The organism is Haloimpatiens massiliensis, from assembly GCF_900184255.1.
GTDB classification, from domain to species: domain Bacteria; phylum Bacillota; class Clostridia; order Clostridiales; family Clostridiaceae; genus Haloimpatiens; species Haloimpatiens massiliensis.
The window spans coordinates 245,793-262,093 of sequence record NZ_LT854637.1 but is presented as its reverse complement, the minus strand read 5'-3'; the positions used below and the strand labels follow the sequence as shown (position 1 = coordinate 262,093).

Below are 16,301 nucleotides of genomic sequence, written 5' to 3'. Positions count from 1 at the left end.
AATTAAAGCGTTTATTTAGTATAACTAATCTAACAAAAAAGGAAAAATTTCTTATGATTAATTTTACCACAAATGCCTATGCTTTGTACTAATGAATATTAATTTTCTTTGATTAAATTCCCTAAATATTCTTTACCTTTTTTATAAAATTTGCTGCATTATTCTTTTCTTCAATTTCTCTTTCTTCGTTGTCTCCTCCTCTTCCCAATCTATCACATAAAAAAAGTAGGGCTACCTCATCTATATCTACTTCTTTAAGCATATTTTTGGGATCTGCAAAAGGTAAATCTTTTAATATGAATAATGGCTGCATATGCCATCTAACTAGCTTACAGACCTTATATATAAAGCTCTCCTCTTGATGAAATTGTTTTAAAAATTCTCTAGCCATCTCTTCGCCCACATTATCATGATTATAGGATGTTATTTTTCCCTTTCTTATTTTTGTAGTAGGAGCTTTACCTAAATCATGAAGAAGCGCTGCCCACATAAAAGCTCTTTTATCTTCACTTTTTGCCTTAACTTCTGCTGCCTTATCTAAAACAAGCATTGTGTGATTCCACACACTTCCCTCTGGATGATACTTAGGAGATTGAGGTGTATCTTTTAAATTCTTCAACATATTAAAAGGTTTTTCACTAAATAACTGCTCCTTGGAAATTTCTAAAATATATCTAGATGGTTTTTTATCTTCTAATATATGTTTATCTATTTCTTTAAACATATCTATTGTTGTCTTTAAATCCATAATAAACTCTCCATTCATACAAGTTTTATATCACAAAATACTTTACGCACCTATATAACCTTCATTTATATTAGTGAATCATTGAACTTTCATAAATATAAAATTACAAATTAAACTTGAAAATCATATGCAAAAATTCAGTAGATACCAAGTAAAACAATAATAATATTATACCCAAATAAGCTACCTATATTACCTTGATACTCTTACATTTAAAAAGATAGCTTGACTTTGTTATAATCAAACTATCTTTTAATCCTCATTCTTCATTTTGAGTTAATCATTATTAATCCTAAATTTTTCATTCTTTATTCTAATTATTTATTCTAAGTTCTCGCCTGCTAACTGCTAAAATTACCACTACATTAGTAATTAAACCTATATAAATAGAACTTATACTATGAAGCCCTAGTAAAATCCATATTATGCTAGCTAACGTTCCACATATTATGGAATAAAAACCTGCCCTCTTATGTATTTTATCCTTAAAAAATAGTGCGAATATAGTAGGTACAAATATAGGCACTGCTCTAAATATCATAGATAAAAATCCCCAGTTCAGTATCATTGAGTCTTGATTCTTGATAACTATAAAGAAAGTAGCTATTCCTATTGCAATTATAGAAAGTCTTAATACCAAAAGCTCTTTTTTATCATCAGCTTTTTTATTAATCAATTGCTTATAAACATCCTTAACAAACATTGTAGATATTCCTAATGTAAGCCCTGCTCCTGTTGCCATAGATGATATAAGAACTGTGGCTATAGACACCCCTGCCAAAGTTGGATTTAAATAATTTACTAAAAATAAAGGAAAAGCTTCACTTGGAACAATATTAGGGAAATGTATTCTCATATACATGCCTATCATTGTACATACTATTCCAACTGGAAAAACTAAAAAGGCTACTACAAAAGCACTTACTTTTGATACTTTTTGACTTCTTCCAGACATTATGGCTTGAAAATAGGTTTGAGTAGATAATATACCCACTACTGTTGAAAATCCAGAGGCTAAATCCTCAAAAACTCCATCACTAAATAAATTAAACCAAGGATTTTTAGGGAAAAAACTTATAATTTCCTTATGAGCTCCAAATTTAAAAATAAGAATAATTCCACATATAATGCTTGTACCATATAGTAATACTGTCTTTATTCCACCAACTAAAGTACTTCCCCAAAAACCACCAAATACCACATACACCACTAAGAGCACTACCACCATAAGCGCTGTTATATTTACATCTATTCCAAATATAGCCGTAAATAAAGCTATACAAGCTATAATTTGCCCATTTATGTGTATGAACATACCAATAGAAAGCAATATACTAGAAGAAGTTCTAGCCTTTTTGCCATAGGTATTTCCTATAATTTGTGGCAATGTCTCAGAATTCTTTTTATTAACAAGTCTCGAATATATAAGGCCCAAAATTATACTAGCTACAGCTACTCCGGTTATAAACCATATAGCTGCTATACCATGCTTATATGCCATTTGAGCTGTACCAACAGTTGACGCTCCTCCTATTATAGACCCCATAAGCATACTGGTAACGCCAATAATTCCAAGACCATCACCACCTCTTATAAAGTCCTTAGAATTTTTCACCTTTGTCTTCCCTAAATATCCTGCAACTCCTGTTAAAATTAAAGTAATTAATGCACTGATTAAAATCAAATTAACATCCCCTTAGAAATTTTAATACGCCCTTTATATTTTATCACAAATACTAAAATATCAATGACCATTTTTACCATTTATCACATTGAGACTTAATACATTTATATTATATAATTTAAATATATACTACTAAGAAAGAAGGGATTTCATGGGGAATAAATATATTTGTGGTAAGCCTCTAGATAGTTGGATTAAAGAATATCCGATTATAAAAAACTTAATAGATACAAAAGAAGTTTTTTGGCTAAATGAAAAATACACCAATTTTCCAAAGGCTATGGATAAAATTTCTCTAGGAGAAGAAAATGTAAAAGACGCTGAAGATAGACTTCTTAGATTTGCTCCTCTTATAGCCAAACTATTTCCTGAAACTGAAAAGTTAAACGGAATTATAGAATCTCCACTTATAGAAATACCAAAAATGAAAAGTAAAATGGAAATGACTTTTAATACAAATATTCCTAACAAACTTCTGTTAAAATGTGATAGTCATCTAGCCATAGCTGGCTCCATAAAGGCACGCGGCGGCATATATGAAGTTTTAAAACATGCTGAGAAAATAGCTATGGAAAATGATTTACTACACATAGAAGATGACTATTCAAAATTAAGTGAAAAAAAATATAAAGATTTCTTCAGTAAATACACTATACAAGTGGGATCTACTGGAAATCTTGGTCTAAGTATAGGTATAACCAGTGCAAAAATAGGTTTTAATGTAATAGTTCACATGTCTAAAGATGCTAAACAGTGGAAAAAGGATTTACTTAGAAGCAAAGGGGTTACTGTAATGGAGTATGAAGCAGATTATAGTAATGCTGTGAAAGAAGGAAGAAAACTTTCTAATAAAAATCCTAATAGTTATTTTATAGACGATGAAAATTCGAAGGATCTTTTCCTTGGATACAGCGTTGCCGCAGGAAGATTAAAAAAGCAATTAGAAGAAATGAATATAATAGTAGATAGCGAACACCCTTTATTTGTATATCTTCCTTGCGGAGTAGGGGGCGGTCCTGGTGGGGTAGCCTTCGGTTTGAAGCTAGTTTTTAAAGACAATGTGCACTGTTTCTTTGCAGAGCCTACTCATTCTCCATGTATGTTACTGGGCATGTGCACAGAAATGCATCAAAACATATGCGTTCAAGATTTCGGCATAGATAACATAACTGCCGCTGATGGATTAGCTGTGGGGCGTCCTTCTGGTTTTGTAGGTAAAACCTTAGAAGAATTATTAAGTGGAATTTATACTATAGATGATGAAAAATTATACTCTCTTCTAAAAAACATTAGAGCTGAGGAAAACATAAAATTAGAGCCTTCAGCCTGCGCCGGCTTAATAGGACCTGTTAAATTAATGCAAAATATAAACACACTGAAGTCTCCTTTGTTTAAAGACATAATAACTAAATTGCCAAACTCTACCCATATATGCTGGGCTACTGGCGGAAGCTTAGTTCCCGATAATACTTTATAAGGAAATTATGACTATGTCATAATTTTCAGGGGGCTAGGGGGCTAGTAAAGGATAAATCTTTTATTGGCGGTAGCCAGCCTAAATATTAAAGCTAAAGTTTATACAATCCAATGCATTGCGGCAAAATATATTAAATTTTATCCAATATTTTATTCTAATAAGTGGATATTCACTAGTATCTAATCAAAGTTAATAATTATATCTCACAATTAGTAGAAATATTATTAGGTACATGAAAATAAATAACAAGTCAAAGATGCAGGTATATTTTGTGTCAGACAAGGAAACAGGTTCCGTCGCTAGTAGAACTATCGATGGGTTCTGCTAACGCAGTATGACGCAAAATAGACTAGCATACTGACTTGTTATTTATTTGAATGTGCCTTATTAACTAGAATTGTAAATTAAACGAAAGGCTACGCCTAAAAAATATTATGAGCGCCTTCTTTTTTATAAATTAAAGATTTTCCGTAACATAGTGGAGGAAAATCATCCTTTAGTAGGCCGTATTCCCCATAAGTAATGAACGTATGAACCGAAAAATCTGTCTTTAAGGTAACGATAAATATATTTTTTAGACTATTGAGCTAGCCTTAGAAATTCTTTGTTTTCAAATTTCAATACCCGTTAAGAAGCTTTCATGTTTGAGCGCCGTTAGAAGCGAGTTTGAAAGCTTTAGGGGATTGAAATTTGAAAACATTAGAATTTCTTGGCGTACTGCGAACAGTCTTAAAAAATATATTTATTGTGGACTTAAAGACAGATTTTTCTTATGGCACTTGCCTCACAATTTATGCTTCTAGCGCATTCTTTAAGTCTTCTATTATGTCCTCTGCATTCTCTAGCCCTACAGCTATTCTTATTAGTCCATCACTAATTCCTGCCGCTTCTCTTTCCTCTTTTGAATAAGGAGAATGAGTCATAGAAGCTGGATGTTGAATTAATGTCTCTGCATCACCTAAACTTACTGCGATAGAAGCTAATTTAACATTATTTATAACCTTTATTCCCGCATCAAAACCACCTTTTACTTCAAAAGCCACCATGGCGCCTGGAAGTTTCATTTGCTTTCTTGCTAATTCGTATTGAGAAAAATCCTTTAATCCTGGATAGTATACCTTTTCTACTGCTGGATGAGACTCTAAAAACTCTGCTACTTTCATAGCATTTTTACAATGTTTCTCTAATCTTATATCTAGCGTTTTCATTCCTCTTCCTATTAAAAATGCATCAAAAGGACTTAAGGAAGCTCCCGTCATATCTTTTATTCCAAATAATCTTACAGTATCTATAAATTCTTTTTTACCTGCTACAAAGCCAGCTATAACATCTCCATGTCCATTTAAAAATTTGGTTGCAGAATGTATTACCACATCGGCTTCCAATTCTAGCGGCTTTTGTATATATGGAGTTGAAAAAGTATTATCTACTATTACCATGCACTCTTCATTTTTATGAGCTATTTTAGATATTTCCTCTATATCACTCAACTGCAATGTTGGATTTGCTGGTGTTTCTAAATATACCACTCTAGTGTTATCTCTCATGGCATTTCTTACATTTTCAGGTTCTGATGTATCTACAAAGGTTACATCTACATTAAATCTTGTTATACCATGATTTAAAAAAGCGAAAGTGCATCCGTATAAAGTTTTAGATGCTACTATATGGTCTCCTCCCTTTATAGCTGACCATATAGCTGACGCTACAGCACCTATACCTGATGCTGTAGATACACATGCTTCTGCTCCTTCTAATAATGCTACCTTTTCCTCTACAGATGTGTTAGTTGGATTGCCTAATCTAGTGTATATATACCCTTCTTCTTGTCCTTTAAATCTGTTACCACCCTGCTCAGCAGAATCAAATACAAAAGTAGAAGTTTGATATATAGGAGTTGCTAATGCTCCTACTGAATTTTTAGCATGTCCTCCATGTATTGCTTTAGTTGCAAAACCCTTATTTTTTAACTCTTCTTTATTCATTTTTTTACCCCCCAATGTTTTTTGTATACCCTCACCTATATCATACCATTTTAATTTATTTGTGTAAATATTAGCAATAATTTCAAAGTAACATTTATTTTCTTGAATTATGTTGTTTTTCCCCTTCATCATTTGTAAAAATGTCTTCATTCATACCTATAAATGATTTTAAAAGCTTCTTAAATGTACCCTCTTCATCTTTTTTAGCATAAAAATATCCAGAAAATGCTGCTATTAACCCTCCTACACCGTCAACTATTAGGTCCCACATAGTATCTACTAATCCTGATTTTTGCATATTTAATCCAAAAATATTGTCCATGCTGAATTCAAATATCTCCCATAAAGCTCCTACACTTAAAGCAAAAGTAAATGCAAACAATCCTATGAAAAAAGGACTTAAATAAACCTGTACATTTTCATCCTTATTAAGAGTATAAATTAGCAAAAATCCTGTAAAACCTAATATAATTCCTGAAAAAGTATGAAGCATTAAATCCCACCACCAGAATTTAATATAATATTCCCTCATCTCTCCTAAATATTGAGCAGCAAATATAAATAATAATATAACTATTTGAAAACTTGGAGGTAACTTAACTCTATTCTTTTCAGCTATAATAAAAGGTAAAAATGTAAGCCATAAAGTAAGTAATGCTGTGAAAAAATTTAAATAATTTTTAGTAACAAAACTAATTATCATTGATAATATTAAAAGTCCTCTTATAACATTAGCTAATACTACTTCAAATCTCTTTCCTCTGTTAATTTTAAATTTCATACAATCCCTCCTTATTTTTAACTATACAAATAATATATTATAATTCCCAATATATCCATGTATATTTTTTGTTAATATTTTATAAATTATCATTTATAATTCTCAAATCAAAGCTATAATTATACTTAAAATAGCAAATATATAAAGTAAACTGTATATATTAATTTTTATTTAAAAAGGAGCTTTAATATGAATTTTTTAACAATAGATGTATCCAAAGAAGCAAAGAATAAATTACTAGAACTACTTAAGAAAAACCCTAGTTATAGTTGCATTAAAATAGATTATTTACCGCAATGCGGCAATAGTCACCTGGATTTATGTTTAGATGAATTTAGAAGCGAATATGTAATAGATGAAGTGGATGATTTGTTTTTTATGTATAAAGATTATATACTTCTTTATGCTTCCTCTATAAGTATAATATATGAAGATTCTAGCTTTATGTTAAAGGTAGTTCCCGCAGATAAAAGTAAGGCTAAAGAAACATCATCTAAGTGTTGCAAAACTTCTAACTGTAGCAATATTGGTGTATGTAATAATTGCTCTGGCAGTAATTGCTCTAAATGCAATAAATGCAGCTGTAGTAATAAATCCAATTAAAAATATACAATGACTAGTTAAATTACATACCTTAACTAGTCATTGTATATTTTTTATATAAGGCACATTCAAATAAATAATAAGTTAGTATACTAGTATATTTGACTTGTTATTTCTTTTCATGTACCTTATTGTTTTAAGAAGTCTAAATTAAAAATTTTAGTATAAATAAAGCTCCAACCACATACGCTGGTATGCTCACTTCCTTATATCTTTTTGTTAACACTTTTAAAAATATATATGAAACCATTCCAAAAGCTATACCATCAGATATACTATATGTTAAAGGCATCATTATAATTGTGAAGAAAGCTGGTATCGCTTCTGTATAGTCTAATAAATCAATTTCTTTTATTGGCTCCATCATGAAAAGTCCTACTAATACAAGAGCTGGTGATGTAGCTGGTGCTGGTATCATTATAAATAATGGTGAAAAGAATAATGCTATAGCAAACATACCTGCAGTGGATACCGCTGTAAGTCCTGTTCTGCCTCCCTCAGCTACTCCTGATGCACTCTCTACAAAAGTACTGACTGTACTAGTTCCAAGACACGCTCCTAATGTAGTCCCTATGGCATCTGCAAATAAAGCCTTCTTTATTCTCGGCACATTTCCATTTTCATCCATCATATTAGCTTTTGTAGTTACTCCTACCAATGTACCTATGGTATCAAACATGTCCATAAAAAGCAGTGTAAATAGTGCTATAAACATGTCCATAGATAATATGTGGCTCCATTGAAATTTCATAAATATAGGTGATAATGAAGGTGGTGCACTTATTATATTATGAGGTACTTTTGTTATCCCCATTGGAATTCCTATAACTGTAGTGGCTACAATACCTATAAGCAATGCTCCTCTTATATTTTTAGCAAGAAGTACCCCAGTTATTAAAATTCCTATAAGAGCAAGTAGTGCATAGCCGCTAGTAATATCTCCGAGAGCTACTATAGTTCCTCCTTCAGGATGTAGAACTATTTTTGCATTTTCAAGACCTATAAATGCTATAAAGAGCCCTATTCCCACAGATATAGATTTTTTTATATTATCTGGTATTGAATCAACAATTGCCTCTCTAGCATTAAAAGCTGTTAATAATACAAATATAAGTCCTTCTAAAAATACAGCTGTCAAAGCAAATTCCCAACTATATCCCATTTGCTTAACAATGGTATAAGCAAAAAAAGCATTCAATCCCATACCTGGTGCTTGTGCAAAAGGTAATTTGGCATAAAGCCCCATTATTAATGTTGAAATAACTGCTGCTAATGCAGTAGCTGTAAATACTGCACCAAAATCCATACCTGCATCTGATAATATACCTGGATTAACCACAAGTATATATGCCATAGTCATAAATGTAGTTATGCCAGCTAATATTTCAGTTTTTGCATTTGTTCCATTTTCTTTTAATTTAAAAAATGCCTCCATAAATTTTCTCCTTTGTACTTATTTTTTTCAACATTGTTCATATTATCAAAATAAATTTTATAAGTCAATAAAATTCACGAACATTATTTATTATTTTATTAATAAAATTTGATTATTTATATTATTTTTTTAAGTATTCATTTTAATTCTTTGTAATATTCGTGTTTCTATTATTGCAAATTCTAACTTTGCAAATTATAAATATAATTAACTAATTAAATATTCGTATATTTTTAATAAAAAAATAAGGAACTAATTCTATAAAGAATTAGTTCCAATAAATTTATTTTGAAGTATGTTTAAAGCAAATCCTTCATTTTACTCAATTAATCCCAAAACTCCCCTATAATTTAATTAGCTACAAAGCTTTGGTGTAAATCCTTTTTTAAATCTATATTGTGCTCCCTTAAAACACTATTTAAAGCCCTTAGTGTTAAATACAATTTTTCTTCATAGCAATTTTCACCCATATGACCTACCCTTATAACCTTATCCTTTAAGAAGTCAAAGGCTCCAGCTATCATTATATTATGCTTATTTAACATATCATCATAAATTTCTTTATATGTTATTCCTTTAGGTATATTTATAGTAGTTACAGTATTAGAAAAGCTATCTAAAGGATACAATTCTAATCCTCCTTCTACAAGGCTCATTCTAACTCTATGTGCTATATCCCTATGTCTTTTTATTACACTTTTATCTTGAAGTATTCTATCAAAAGCCACATCTAAAGCATATAAATCACTTATAGGCTGAGTGTATGGAAACCATTTATCTTCATACCAATTACTCCAATTATTTAAATTTGCATAAAATCCCACTATAGGAGACTTTCTATTTTTTATTTTATTCCAAGCATCATGACTTATACTTAAGAATGTCAATCCCGGAGGAGCTGATATACATTTTTGTGATCCACCTAAAGCTATATCAATATTCCACTGATCTACCTTAAATTCTTCACCGCCCATACCAGCTACAGAATCCACTACTGTTATTATTCCATACTTTTTAAGAAGTGGACATAGCTTTTCAACATCATTAGTTATTCCTGATGGTGTTTCGCAATGAACTAAAGTAGCAACTTTAAAATCATTATTATTCTTTAAAAATTCCTCCAGCTCCTCATATTTTATGCCTCTTCTATAATCACCTTCAAAGTAAACTACATCTCCACCGTACATCTTCGCAAAGTCTCCAAAGCCCTTGCCAAAAATTCCATTGTGTATACATAAAACTTTATCTTCTGGTTCTATTAAAGATGCACAAGCTGCTTCTAGTCCTAAAATTCCCTCGCCGCATAAAACGAGTACTTCATTTTTAGTATTTAAGAATCTTTTTATTTTATTACAAAGCTCTCTATAAAATTCATAAAAATTCAAATCCAAATCTGGGTTAGTAATAGGTTTCATTAATGCCCTTCTAACATCCTCATGTACGTAAGTTGGACCTGGTGTCATTATAAGTGTTTCCTGCATAATGTATCCCTCTTTTCTTTTAATAGTATATAAATGATTATCACACAATAAGTATTACATTGCTTGAATTATGAAATTTCTCTGGAATGAGTTGCATAAGAAGCGAAGGAACTATTTAAATTTAATTTTAGAAATTCTTCTTTTAGACAGATAAAATTATCGTAAGCCTGGCAAGGACGCCAGGCTAGCGAACCTGAGGCAGGACGCTGAATGTGAGCGTTAGATAATTTTATATGGCTAAAAGATTAGAATTTCTTAAATTAAATTTATTGTTCCAAGCTCTTATGCAAGTCATGGAGGAGAAATTTCATAATTCCATTACATTGTACCTTATTGTGGGTTAATCATATAAATTAATACCTTGAATTTTTAATTCAAATTACTATCATTTTCAATGTTAACTAAGTGTTTAATGTAAAATGATTTATTACAATAATCACTACTTAATATTTTAAATTTCTAAAAAATCTTAGTTTTCTTTAAAGCCGCTGCTAGCGGAATTCCTATTATAGCTCCTATAATCAATTGTGTTATATTTCCTGGAATAGATGTTAACGGTGCTATCCAGTTACCGTATAAAATTCCCTCTGCCACATAGTATCCCACTATCATCCATATAGATGCTAAAATTATACCTACTACATTCCATAAAATCTTTTTTCCGTTTCTATCATTAGAATTTGCCATGGTTCCTATAATATATCCCATTATTCCCCTTATTATAAAAGTAGCTGGCGCCCAAATAGCCCACTCAGATAGTAAATCAAACAGTCCCATTCCAAATGCACCTGCAATAGCTCCTTTTTTACCTCCAAATACAATAGCAGCCACAAATAACATAGCATTTCCTAAATGTATAAGTCCACCATTTACAGCTATAGGTAATCTAATATTAATAAATCTTGTAGCAACAAATACTAATGCAATTAAAAGTGCTGATATAACCATATCCTTTAATTTAGAATTTACTGTAGAAATCTTAGTCTTTGAAACTCCTTCACCAATATTATTCACAATAAGAACCCCCTTTTTCGTATTATTAATCCTAGTGAATGCAATACATCACACTTACATTATATATTCGTTTCATATTTTTGTTCAAATGTATCCATACACTATCTATAAAATATACAATCGTAAGTATGACAAGGACGCCAGGCTAGCGAACCTGAGGCAGAACTCTGAATGTGAGCGTTAGATAATTTTATATGGCTAAAAGATTAGAATTTCTTAAATTAAATTTATTGTTCCGAGCTCTTATGCAAGTCATGAAGAATAAATTCCATAATTGTCCACATTGTACCTTATTGTGGGTTAATCATAATATTCTTATAGAACTATTAAAATATTGATATTCCGCATTGTAAATGTTTTAATATAGTTAGATTACTAAAAAGGACGGTGTTATTATGAATAAAAATAGAATAGAAAAAGTCATACAAAACATGAAAAATAAAAATATAGATCAACTTATAGTGACTTCTCCTACTTCCATATACTATTTATTGGATTTAACCATAGAACCAGGTGAAAGACTTATGGCATTATACATAAATAAAGAAGGTACTATAAAGTTCTTTGCCAATGAATTATTTGCACTAGATTCTAACATAGGTGTAGAATTAGTTCTTCATAAAGACGGTGAAGATCCTGTAAATCAAATAGCTTCTATATGCAAGGACAATTGCATATTTGGAATAGACAAAACCTGGCCTGCTCATTTTTTAATTTCATTAATGAATAAAAAGCCTAATCTTAAATTCATCAATAGTTCTATTGTTATAGACGAAGTTAGAATGATAAAGGATTCAAAAGAATTAGATCTTTTGAGAGAAGCTTCTCTTATAAACGATAAGGTTATAGAAGAACTAATAAACTCTATTCATCCAGAAAAAACTGAAAAAGACTTAGCAGAAAGCATAGCTGATTTATATAGAAAACATAATACTTATGAATTTTCCTTTTACCCTATAGCAGCTTATGGCCCAAATGCCGCATCTCCTCACCATGATTCAGATGGTACAAAACTAAAATCTGGAGACTGCATAATTCTAGATATAGGCGGCAGAACTAATGGTTATTGCTCAGATATGACAAGGACAGTATTCTATGGAGAGCCTGATGAAGAAAGCAAAAAAATATATAATACTGTATTAAAATCTAACCTGGCAGGCATAGCTGCTGTAAAGCCTGGCGTTAAACTTTGTGATATAGACAAAGCCTCAAGAGATGTTATAGAAAAAGCAGGCTACGGCAAATACTTTAATCACAGAACAGGTCACAACATAGGCATAGAAGATCACGAATACCCTAGCGTAGGACCTACTGATGAGGAAATAGCAAAACCTGGCATGGTTTTCTCTATAGAACCTGGCATATATGTACCTGGAAAATGTGGAGTTAGAATAGAAGATCTAGTTATAGTAACTGAAGATGGTTGCGAAGTGTTAAATAATTACCCTAAAGAACTAAAAATTGTGACAGAACCACAAATTTAAAATTATAGAGGGAAACATTAGGAAAAATCTTCACTTTTGTGATTATACATATTTTAATTTCAATTTTCCAAATAAAATTTCTCTCTATCTTTGATATAAAAAGTTCACAAACAATACAAAAATTCACTGAAAAGCCATAGTTTTTTCAGTGAATTCTTATTAAAAAACTTTTTAGTCTTTTATAGTAGTTGCACCATTAGCATCTTTAACTATAATCATATATTGAAAATAATCTGTAGTCATTCCATCCCTTGGTATATCTAATGTTTTCCCTGAAGAACTCCACTGAAGTGTATTTATAAAGTCCCACCTTAATTCTTTTGAAAATGGTGATTTACTTCCATTTAATTTGATTAGACTATATTGCTGCTTTAAAACTTTATCTAAGTCATCACTATCTTTATAAGTTGATATAGGAGTACCTTTTGAATTAGTACATTCTTTATAAAATATGGGAATACTGATTACTTTATTTCTAAATTGTTTATCACCCTCGTTAACACGTGCACCAAACCAGTTTATATTAACTTTGTGCAAAAAAACATGGTATAGCCCCATTTGTCCAAAATATTTTCCCCTTTGAAAATGACTATATATCTTTTTAAAATTTTCATACATTACACCTTCTCTTTTAAGATATGCCTCATCTTGTATTTCCTCAATACTATTACCTTTCTTACTAAAATCAAAAGTATCCATATTACTCTTTAAGTTATCTAGTACAATAAAAAAATTAAACTCCTCTTCATTTAAAATTTCTCTATAATATTTTTCTTTATTATATATTTTATTATATACATTATTAACCTTCTTTTTTAAATCCATGTAGTTATCTTTTAATTTATCTTCACTGCTTTTATCTCCATATTCTTGCTTAGATACATCTTGTATTTGCATATATATCTCTTTTAAAGATTGAAGATCCATCTTTTGTTCTAGTAATAAGTTTTTATCTTTAAGTTTTTCTACTAAATACTGAGAAGCATCAATACTAGGTATCGTATCTATGCCTACCACTGTTATTTTATCTTTGTCACTTAAACTCATATTGTAACGGTACATTTTACGAAAAAATTCATAGTCTTCCAAATTGGGCATAAAAACCTTTTTTAAATAATTCTCATTACCAGTTTCAACATATTTATTTATATTAAGTGAATCCAAAAAACCATATTCTATTATTAAATATTTAAAATTGGTTTCCTTTTTAAAATACTTCATGAATTTCCACTTAATATCATAATTTACATCTATATTATGAGCTTCTCCTATCAAAAATATCTCTTTGTCCTTAACATCCGAATTTAAAAGTGTGTATGATGAAAATTCTTCATTATCCCTAACATCAAGATTCTTAGTGTTCTTTTCTAGATACTCTATATACGCCTTTTTAGGTATCTTCTTATTTGAATTCTCTACATCTGTACCCGTTTTACTACATCCTACAAAATTTAAACATATTAATAAAACTACTAATACTGACAATAACCTTTTTTTCATATTTTTATCACCACCTAAATAATCTTATTAAGCTTGTACATAATTCCAAGGTCTTAATATTATTAGCCCAGTAAAGCTAATTTTTTAATTGCTCAAATATACATAATAGGATTTTGTCACATTTTATTCTAATTATAGTATATTAATACACCTAATATAAATAAGCTTTAAATGAGCAAATTTCATAACAAATTATGGAATAAAAATAGACATTCATAATATCCTAGTGTATTATATTTCTGTCAGAAAACATAAACAAAGGATGAATATAAATGTCTACAGAAAATAATATACCATATAATAAAGAGATTAACAATTTCATAATTAAACTTGGATTATCATTATATTTAACACTGCCTCAATTAAAACATGTTTGTGAATTTATCTTTGCATCCGTAGGTCGTGGGTATGATGGCAAAGTTATTCATATAGCTGAAAGTTGCTATCAGAGTACTTATAGAACATCCATAGGTCAATTTTTATCCAAAAGCCCATGGAATGAAGATTATATTTTGAGAGCATTACAAAAGTTCGCAGTTAATAAAATTTGGCAGTTATCTCGTGATACAGGAAAGCCTATTTATGTGATTATTGATGATACTATCTGTAAGAAGACAAAGCCTTCGTCACGGGCTAAAAATCCTATAGAAAAGTGTCAATTTCATCAATCACATTTAGAAAATAAAAAAGTCTATGGACACCAAGTTGTAGGTGCTTTACTACAATGTGGCGATGTTACAATTCCTTATCAGCTAACGCTTTATGATAAGACTAAAGTCGATAAAGACAATAAAAAATTTACTAAGATTAATATTGCTGTAAATATAATATCTTCATTACCCGAACCACCTATTCAAGGTTTCGTCTTAGGGGATAGTTGGTATAGTGCTGAAATAATTATAAAAACAGCAAAGGCAAAAGGCTTTGAATATATAGGAGCGTTAAAAACTAATAGAATTATATACCCAAAATGCTCGCGCATGAATCATAAAATTAATGGTTTTGCCAAAACTATAAACAAGGAAGACTTTCACCTCGTAACAGTGAATAAGCACTCTTACTATGTTTATAGATATGAGGGCAAAATCAATGGTTTTAAAAATGTTGTAATTCTTATTAGTTATCCTAAAGAAGCTCTCTATAATGAAAAAGCATTAAAATCTTTTATATCAACAGATATAAATCTCACAACAGAAGAAATACTTTTTCAATACCGTGAACGTTGGACAATTGAAGTATTTTTCCGTCAAAATAAGATGGAATTAGGTTTTGATAATTATCAAGTTCGTGGTGAAAAAGCCATAAAGAGATTTTGGATTTTAACTCAATTGACTTATCTTTATTGTACTTGTTGCATAAGCACAGATTGTTCTAAATTTGGAGAAGGTTTAAAAATAGCTCGTAAACAATCCCAACAAGAAGTAATTGCTTGGGTATATTCTCAATATAAAAAAGGAGTTAGTTTAAATGCTATTTTTGATACTCTTAAATTATCACACAATAAGTGTGCTTAAGTAATGTAAAATAATGTAAGTGTTTTTGCTCATTTAAAGAAATAAGAATAAAGGATGATTTCCATCTACCAGCGTCAAGAAATCTTTTACATAAATAAACTTATCAATTTTCATACAAAGTTTTTTATAATCTTGATCTATGTCAAGTGCCCAATAAATTATCTTATAATCAAAATCTACTTTTTTCAAATTATACTTTTAGCATCTATTATTTACATGAAATTTAGTTTTCTTACTTTCGTGTTATAGTTTATTTCTTCCGTACTCCATAGATATTTATGACAAAGAATCTATGAGTAAAATAGAGTTAACTAAAAATTTAATTACAAATCTGCCTAAACCTGAAAATGTAAGTTACGTTGTGTGTGATAGTTGGTATAATTGTAAAACTATTTTTAATAGCTTCGTGAAAACTGGTTACAACTATATTGAAGTTCTAAAAACTAATAAAGTTATTTATCTAAAAAAATCTTTTCAAAATGATTGCTCATTAAAGATATTTATTTCTTTAGATAAATCATTAATTCTTATATATATTTTTTAACTTTAGTTGCGAAAATCTCTCAACATAAGCTTACAGTTAAAAAATTATAAA

At 29.9% G+C, this 16,301-nt stretch carries 13 protein-coding genes; 4 read left to right on the top strand and 9 right to left on the bottom strand.

Features of this window, described 5'->3' with window-relative positions; genetic code table 11:
- Window positions 1-121: 121 nt before the first annotated feature.
- Both C1715_RS04350 and C1715_RS04345 read right to left on the bottom strand, forming a co-directional pair.
- Window positions 122-748, bottom strand: coding sequence for an HD domain-containing protein (locus tag C1715_RS04350; protein ID WP_102399406.1), 627 nt, complete (start codon window positions 746-748; stop codon window positions 122-124).
- Window positions 749-1,061: 313 nt separating this feature from the next.
- On the bottom strand, window positions 1,062-2,432 hold the full coding sequence (locus C1715_RS04345; protein WP_102399405.1) for a sodium:solute symporter family protein: 1,371 nt from the start codon (window positions 2,430-2,432) through the stop codon (window positions 1,062-1,064).
- Between the two features lie 151 nt (window positions 2,433-2,583).
- On the opposite strand from C1715_RS04345, the gene dsdA reads away from it, so the two are divergent.
- Window positions 2,584-3,909 carry a D-serine ammonia-lyase gene (gene dsdA / locus C1715_RS04340; protein WP_102399404.1) on the top strand — a complete coding sequence of 442 codons (1,326 nt, stop codon included), beginning with the start codon at window positions 2,584-2,586 and terminating at the stop codon, window positions 3,907-3,909.
- Window positions 3,910-4,700: 791 nt separating this feature from the next.
- On the opposite strand, the gene megL is transcribed toward dsdA, so the two are convergent.
- Both megL and C1715_RS04330 read right to left on the bottom strand, forming a co-directional pair.
- A complete protein-coding gene (gene megL, locus C1715_RS04335) occupies window positions 4,701-5,894 on the bottom strand; it encodes a methionine gamma-lyase (protein WP_102399497.1) in 1,194 nt (397 codons plus the stop codon).
- 94 nt (window positions 5,895-5,988) lie between these two features.
- The gene (locus C1715_RS04330; RefSeq protein ID WP_180963988.1) at window positions 5,989-6,675 is read right to left on the bottom strand and encodes a DUF2238 domain-containing protein; all 687 of its coding nucleotides are present in this window, start codon (window positions 6,673-6,675) and stop codon (window positions 5,989-5,991) included.
- A gap of 189 nt (window positions 6,676-6,864) precedes the next feature.
- Between C1715_RS04330 and C1715_RS04325 the strand changes: the two genes are divergently transcribed.
- On the top strand, window positions 6,865-7,278 hold the full coding sequence (locus tag C1715_RS04325; protein ID WP_102399403.1) for a hypothetical protein: 414 nt from the start codon (window positions 6,865-6,867) through the stop codon (window positions 7,276-7,278).
- Window positions 7,279-7,423: 145 nt separating this feature from the next.
- On the opposite strand, the gene C1715_RS04320 is transcribed toward C1715_RS04325, so the two are convergent.
- From C1715_RS04320 to C1715_RS04310, 3 genes are all read right to left on the bottom strand, one after another.
- Window positions 7,424-8,713: an NCS2 family permease gene (locus tag C1715_RS04320; protein WP_102399402.1), complete on the bottom strand. Its 1,290-nt coding sequence runs from the start codon at window positions 8,711-8,713 to the stop codon at window positions 7,424-7,426.
- A 350-nt stretch (window positions 8,714-9,063) separates the two neighbouring features.
- On the bottom strand, window positions 9,064-10,194 hold the full coding sequence (locus C1715_RS04315; RefSeq protein WP_102399401.1) for a pyridoxal-phosphate-dependent aminotransferase family protein: 1,131 nt from the start codon (window positions 10,192-10,194) through the stop codon (window positions 9,064-9,066).
- A 459-nt stretch (window positions 10,195-10,653) separates the two neighbouring features.
- Window positions 10,654-11,208 (bottom strand): ECF transporter S component, encoded by a 555-nt coding sequence (locus tag C1715_RS04310; protein ID WP_341457736.1) that lies wholly within the window; start codon window positions 11,206-11,208, stop codon window positions 10,654-10,656.
- A 395-nt stretch (window positions 11,209-11,603) separates the two neighbouring features.
- Here C1715_RS04310 and C1715_RS04305 point away from each other — a divergent pair, with 395 nt between their 5' ends.
- Window positions 11,604-12,692: a M24 family metallopeptidase gene (locus C1715_RS04305; protein ID WP_102399400.1), complete on the top strand. Its 1,089-nt coding sequence runs from the start codon at window positions 11,604-11,606 to the stop codon at window positions 12,690-12,692.
- Between the two features lie 171 nt (window positions 12,693-12,863).
- Here the strand turns inward: C1715_RS04305 and C1715_RS04300 are convergent, their stop codons facing one another.
- On the bottom strand, window positions 12,864-14,192 hold the full coding sequence (locus C1715_RS04300; protein WP_035292832.1) for an erythromycin esterase family protein: 1,329 nt from the start codon (window positions 14,190-14,192) through the stop codon (window positions 12,864-12,866).
- A 272-nt stretch (window positions 14,193-14,464) separates the two neighbouring features.
- On the opposite strand from C1715_RS04300, the gene C1715_RS04295 reads away from it, so the two are divergent.
- Window positions 14,465-15,706 (top strand): IS701 family transposase, encoded by a 1,242-nt coding sequence (locus tag C1715_RS04295; protein ID WP_102399399.1) that lies wholly within the window; start codon window positions 14,465-14,467, stop codon window positions 15,704-15,706.
- Between the two features lie 33 nt (window positions 15,707-15,739).
- Here the strand turns inward: C1715_RS04295 and C1715_RS19265 are convergent, their stop codons facing one another.
- The gene (locus C1715_RS19265; protein WP_180963987.1) at window positions 15,740-15,895 is read right to left on the bottom strand and encodes a hypothetical protein; all 156 of its coding nucleotides are present in this window, start codon (window positions 15,893-15,895) and stop codon (window positions 15,740-15,742) included.
- Window positions 15,896-16,301: the final 406 nt, after the last annotated feature.

Bases quoted from the DNA above. Each gene is read 5' to 3' on its own strand.
- C1715_RS04305 (WP_102399400.1), top strand. From the start codon at position 11,604: ATGAATAAAAATAGAATAGAAAAAGTCATACAAAACATGAAAAATAAA.
- megL (WP_102399497.1), bottom strand. From the start codon at position 5,894: ATGAATAAAGAAGAGTTAAAAAATAAGGGTTTTGCAACTAAAGCAATA.
- C1715_RS04330 (WP_180963988.1), bottom strand. From the start codon at position 6,675: ATGAAATTTAAAATTAACAGAGGAAAGAGATTTGAAGTAGTATTAGCT.
- C1715_RS04300 (WP_035292832.1), bottom strand. From the start codon at position 14,192: ATGAAAAAAAGGTTATTGTCAGTATTAGTAGTTTTATTAATATGTTTA.
- dsdA (WP_102399404.1), top strand. From the start codon at position 2,584: ATGGGGAATAAATATATTTGTGGTAAGCCTCTAGATAGTTGGATTAAA.
- C1715_RS04295 (WP_102399399.1), top strand. From the start codon at position 14,465: ATGTCTACAGAAAATAATATACCATATAATAAAGAGATTAACAATTTC.
- C1715_RS04320 (WP_102399402.1), bottom strand. From the start codon at position 8,713: ATGGAGGCATTTTTTAAATTAAAAGAAAATGGAACAAATGCAAAAACT.
- C1715_RS04350 (WP_102399406.1), bottom strand. From the start codon at position 748: ATGGATTTAAAGACAACAATAGATATGTTTAAAGAAATAGATAAACAT.
- C1715_RS04315 (WP_102399401.1), bottom strand. From the start codon at position 10,194: ATGCAGGAAACACTTATAATGACACCAGGTCCAACTTACGTACATGAG.
- C1715_RS04325 (WP_102399403.1), top strand. From the start codon at position 6,865: ATGAATTTTTTAACAATAGATGTATCCAAAGAAGCAAAGAATAAATTA.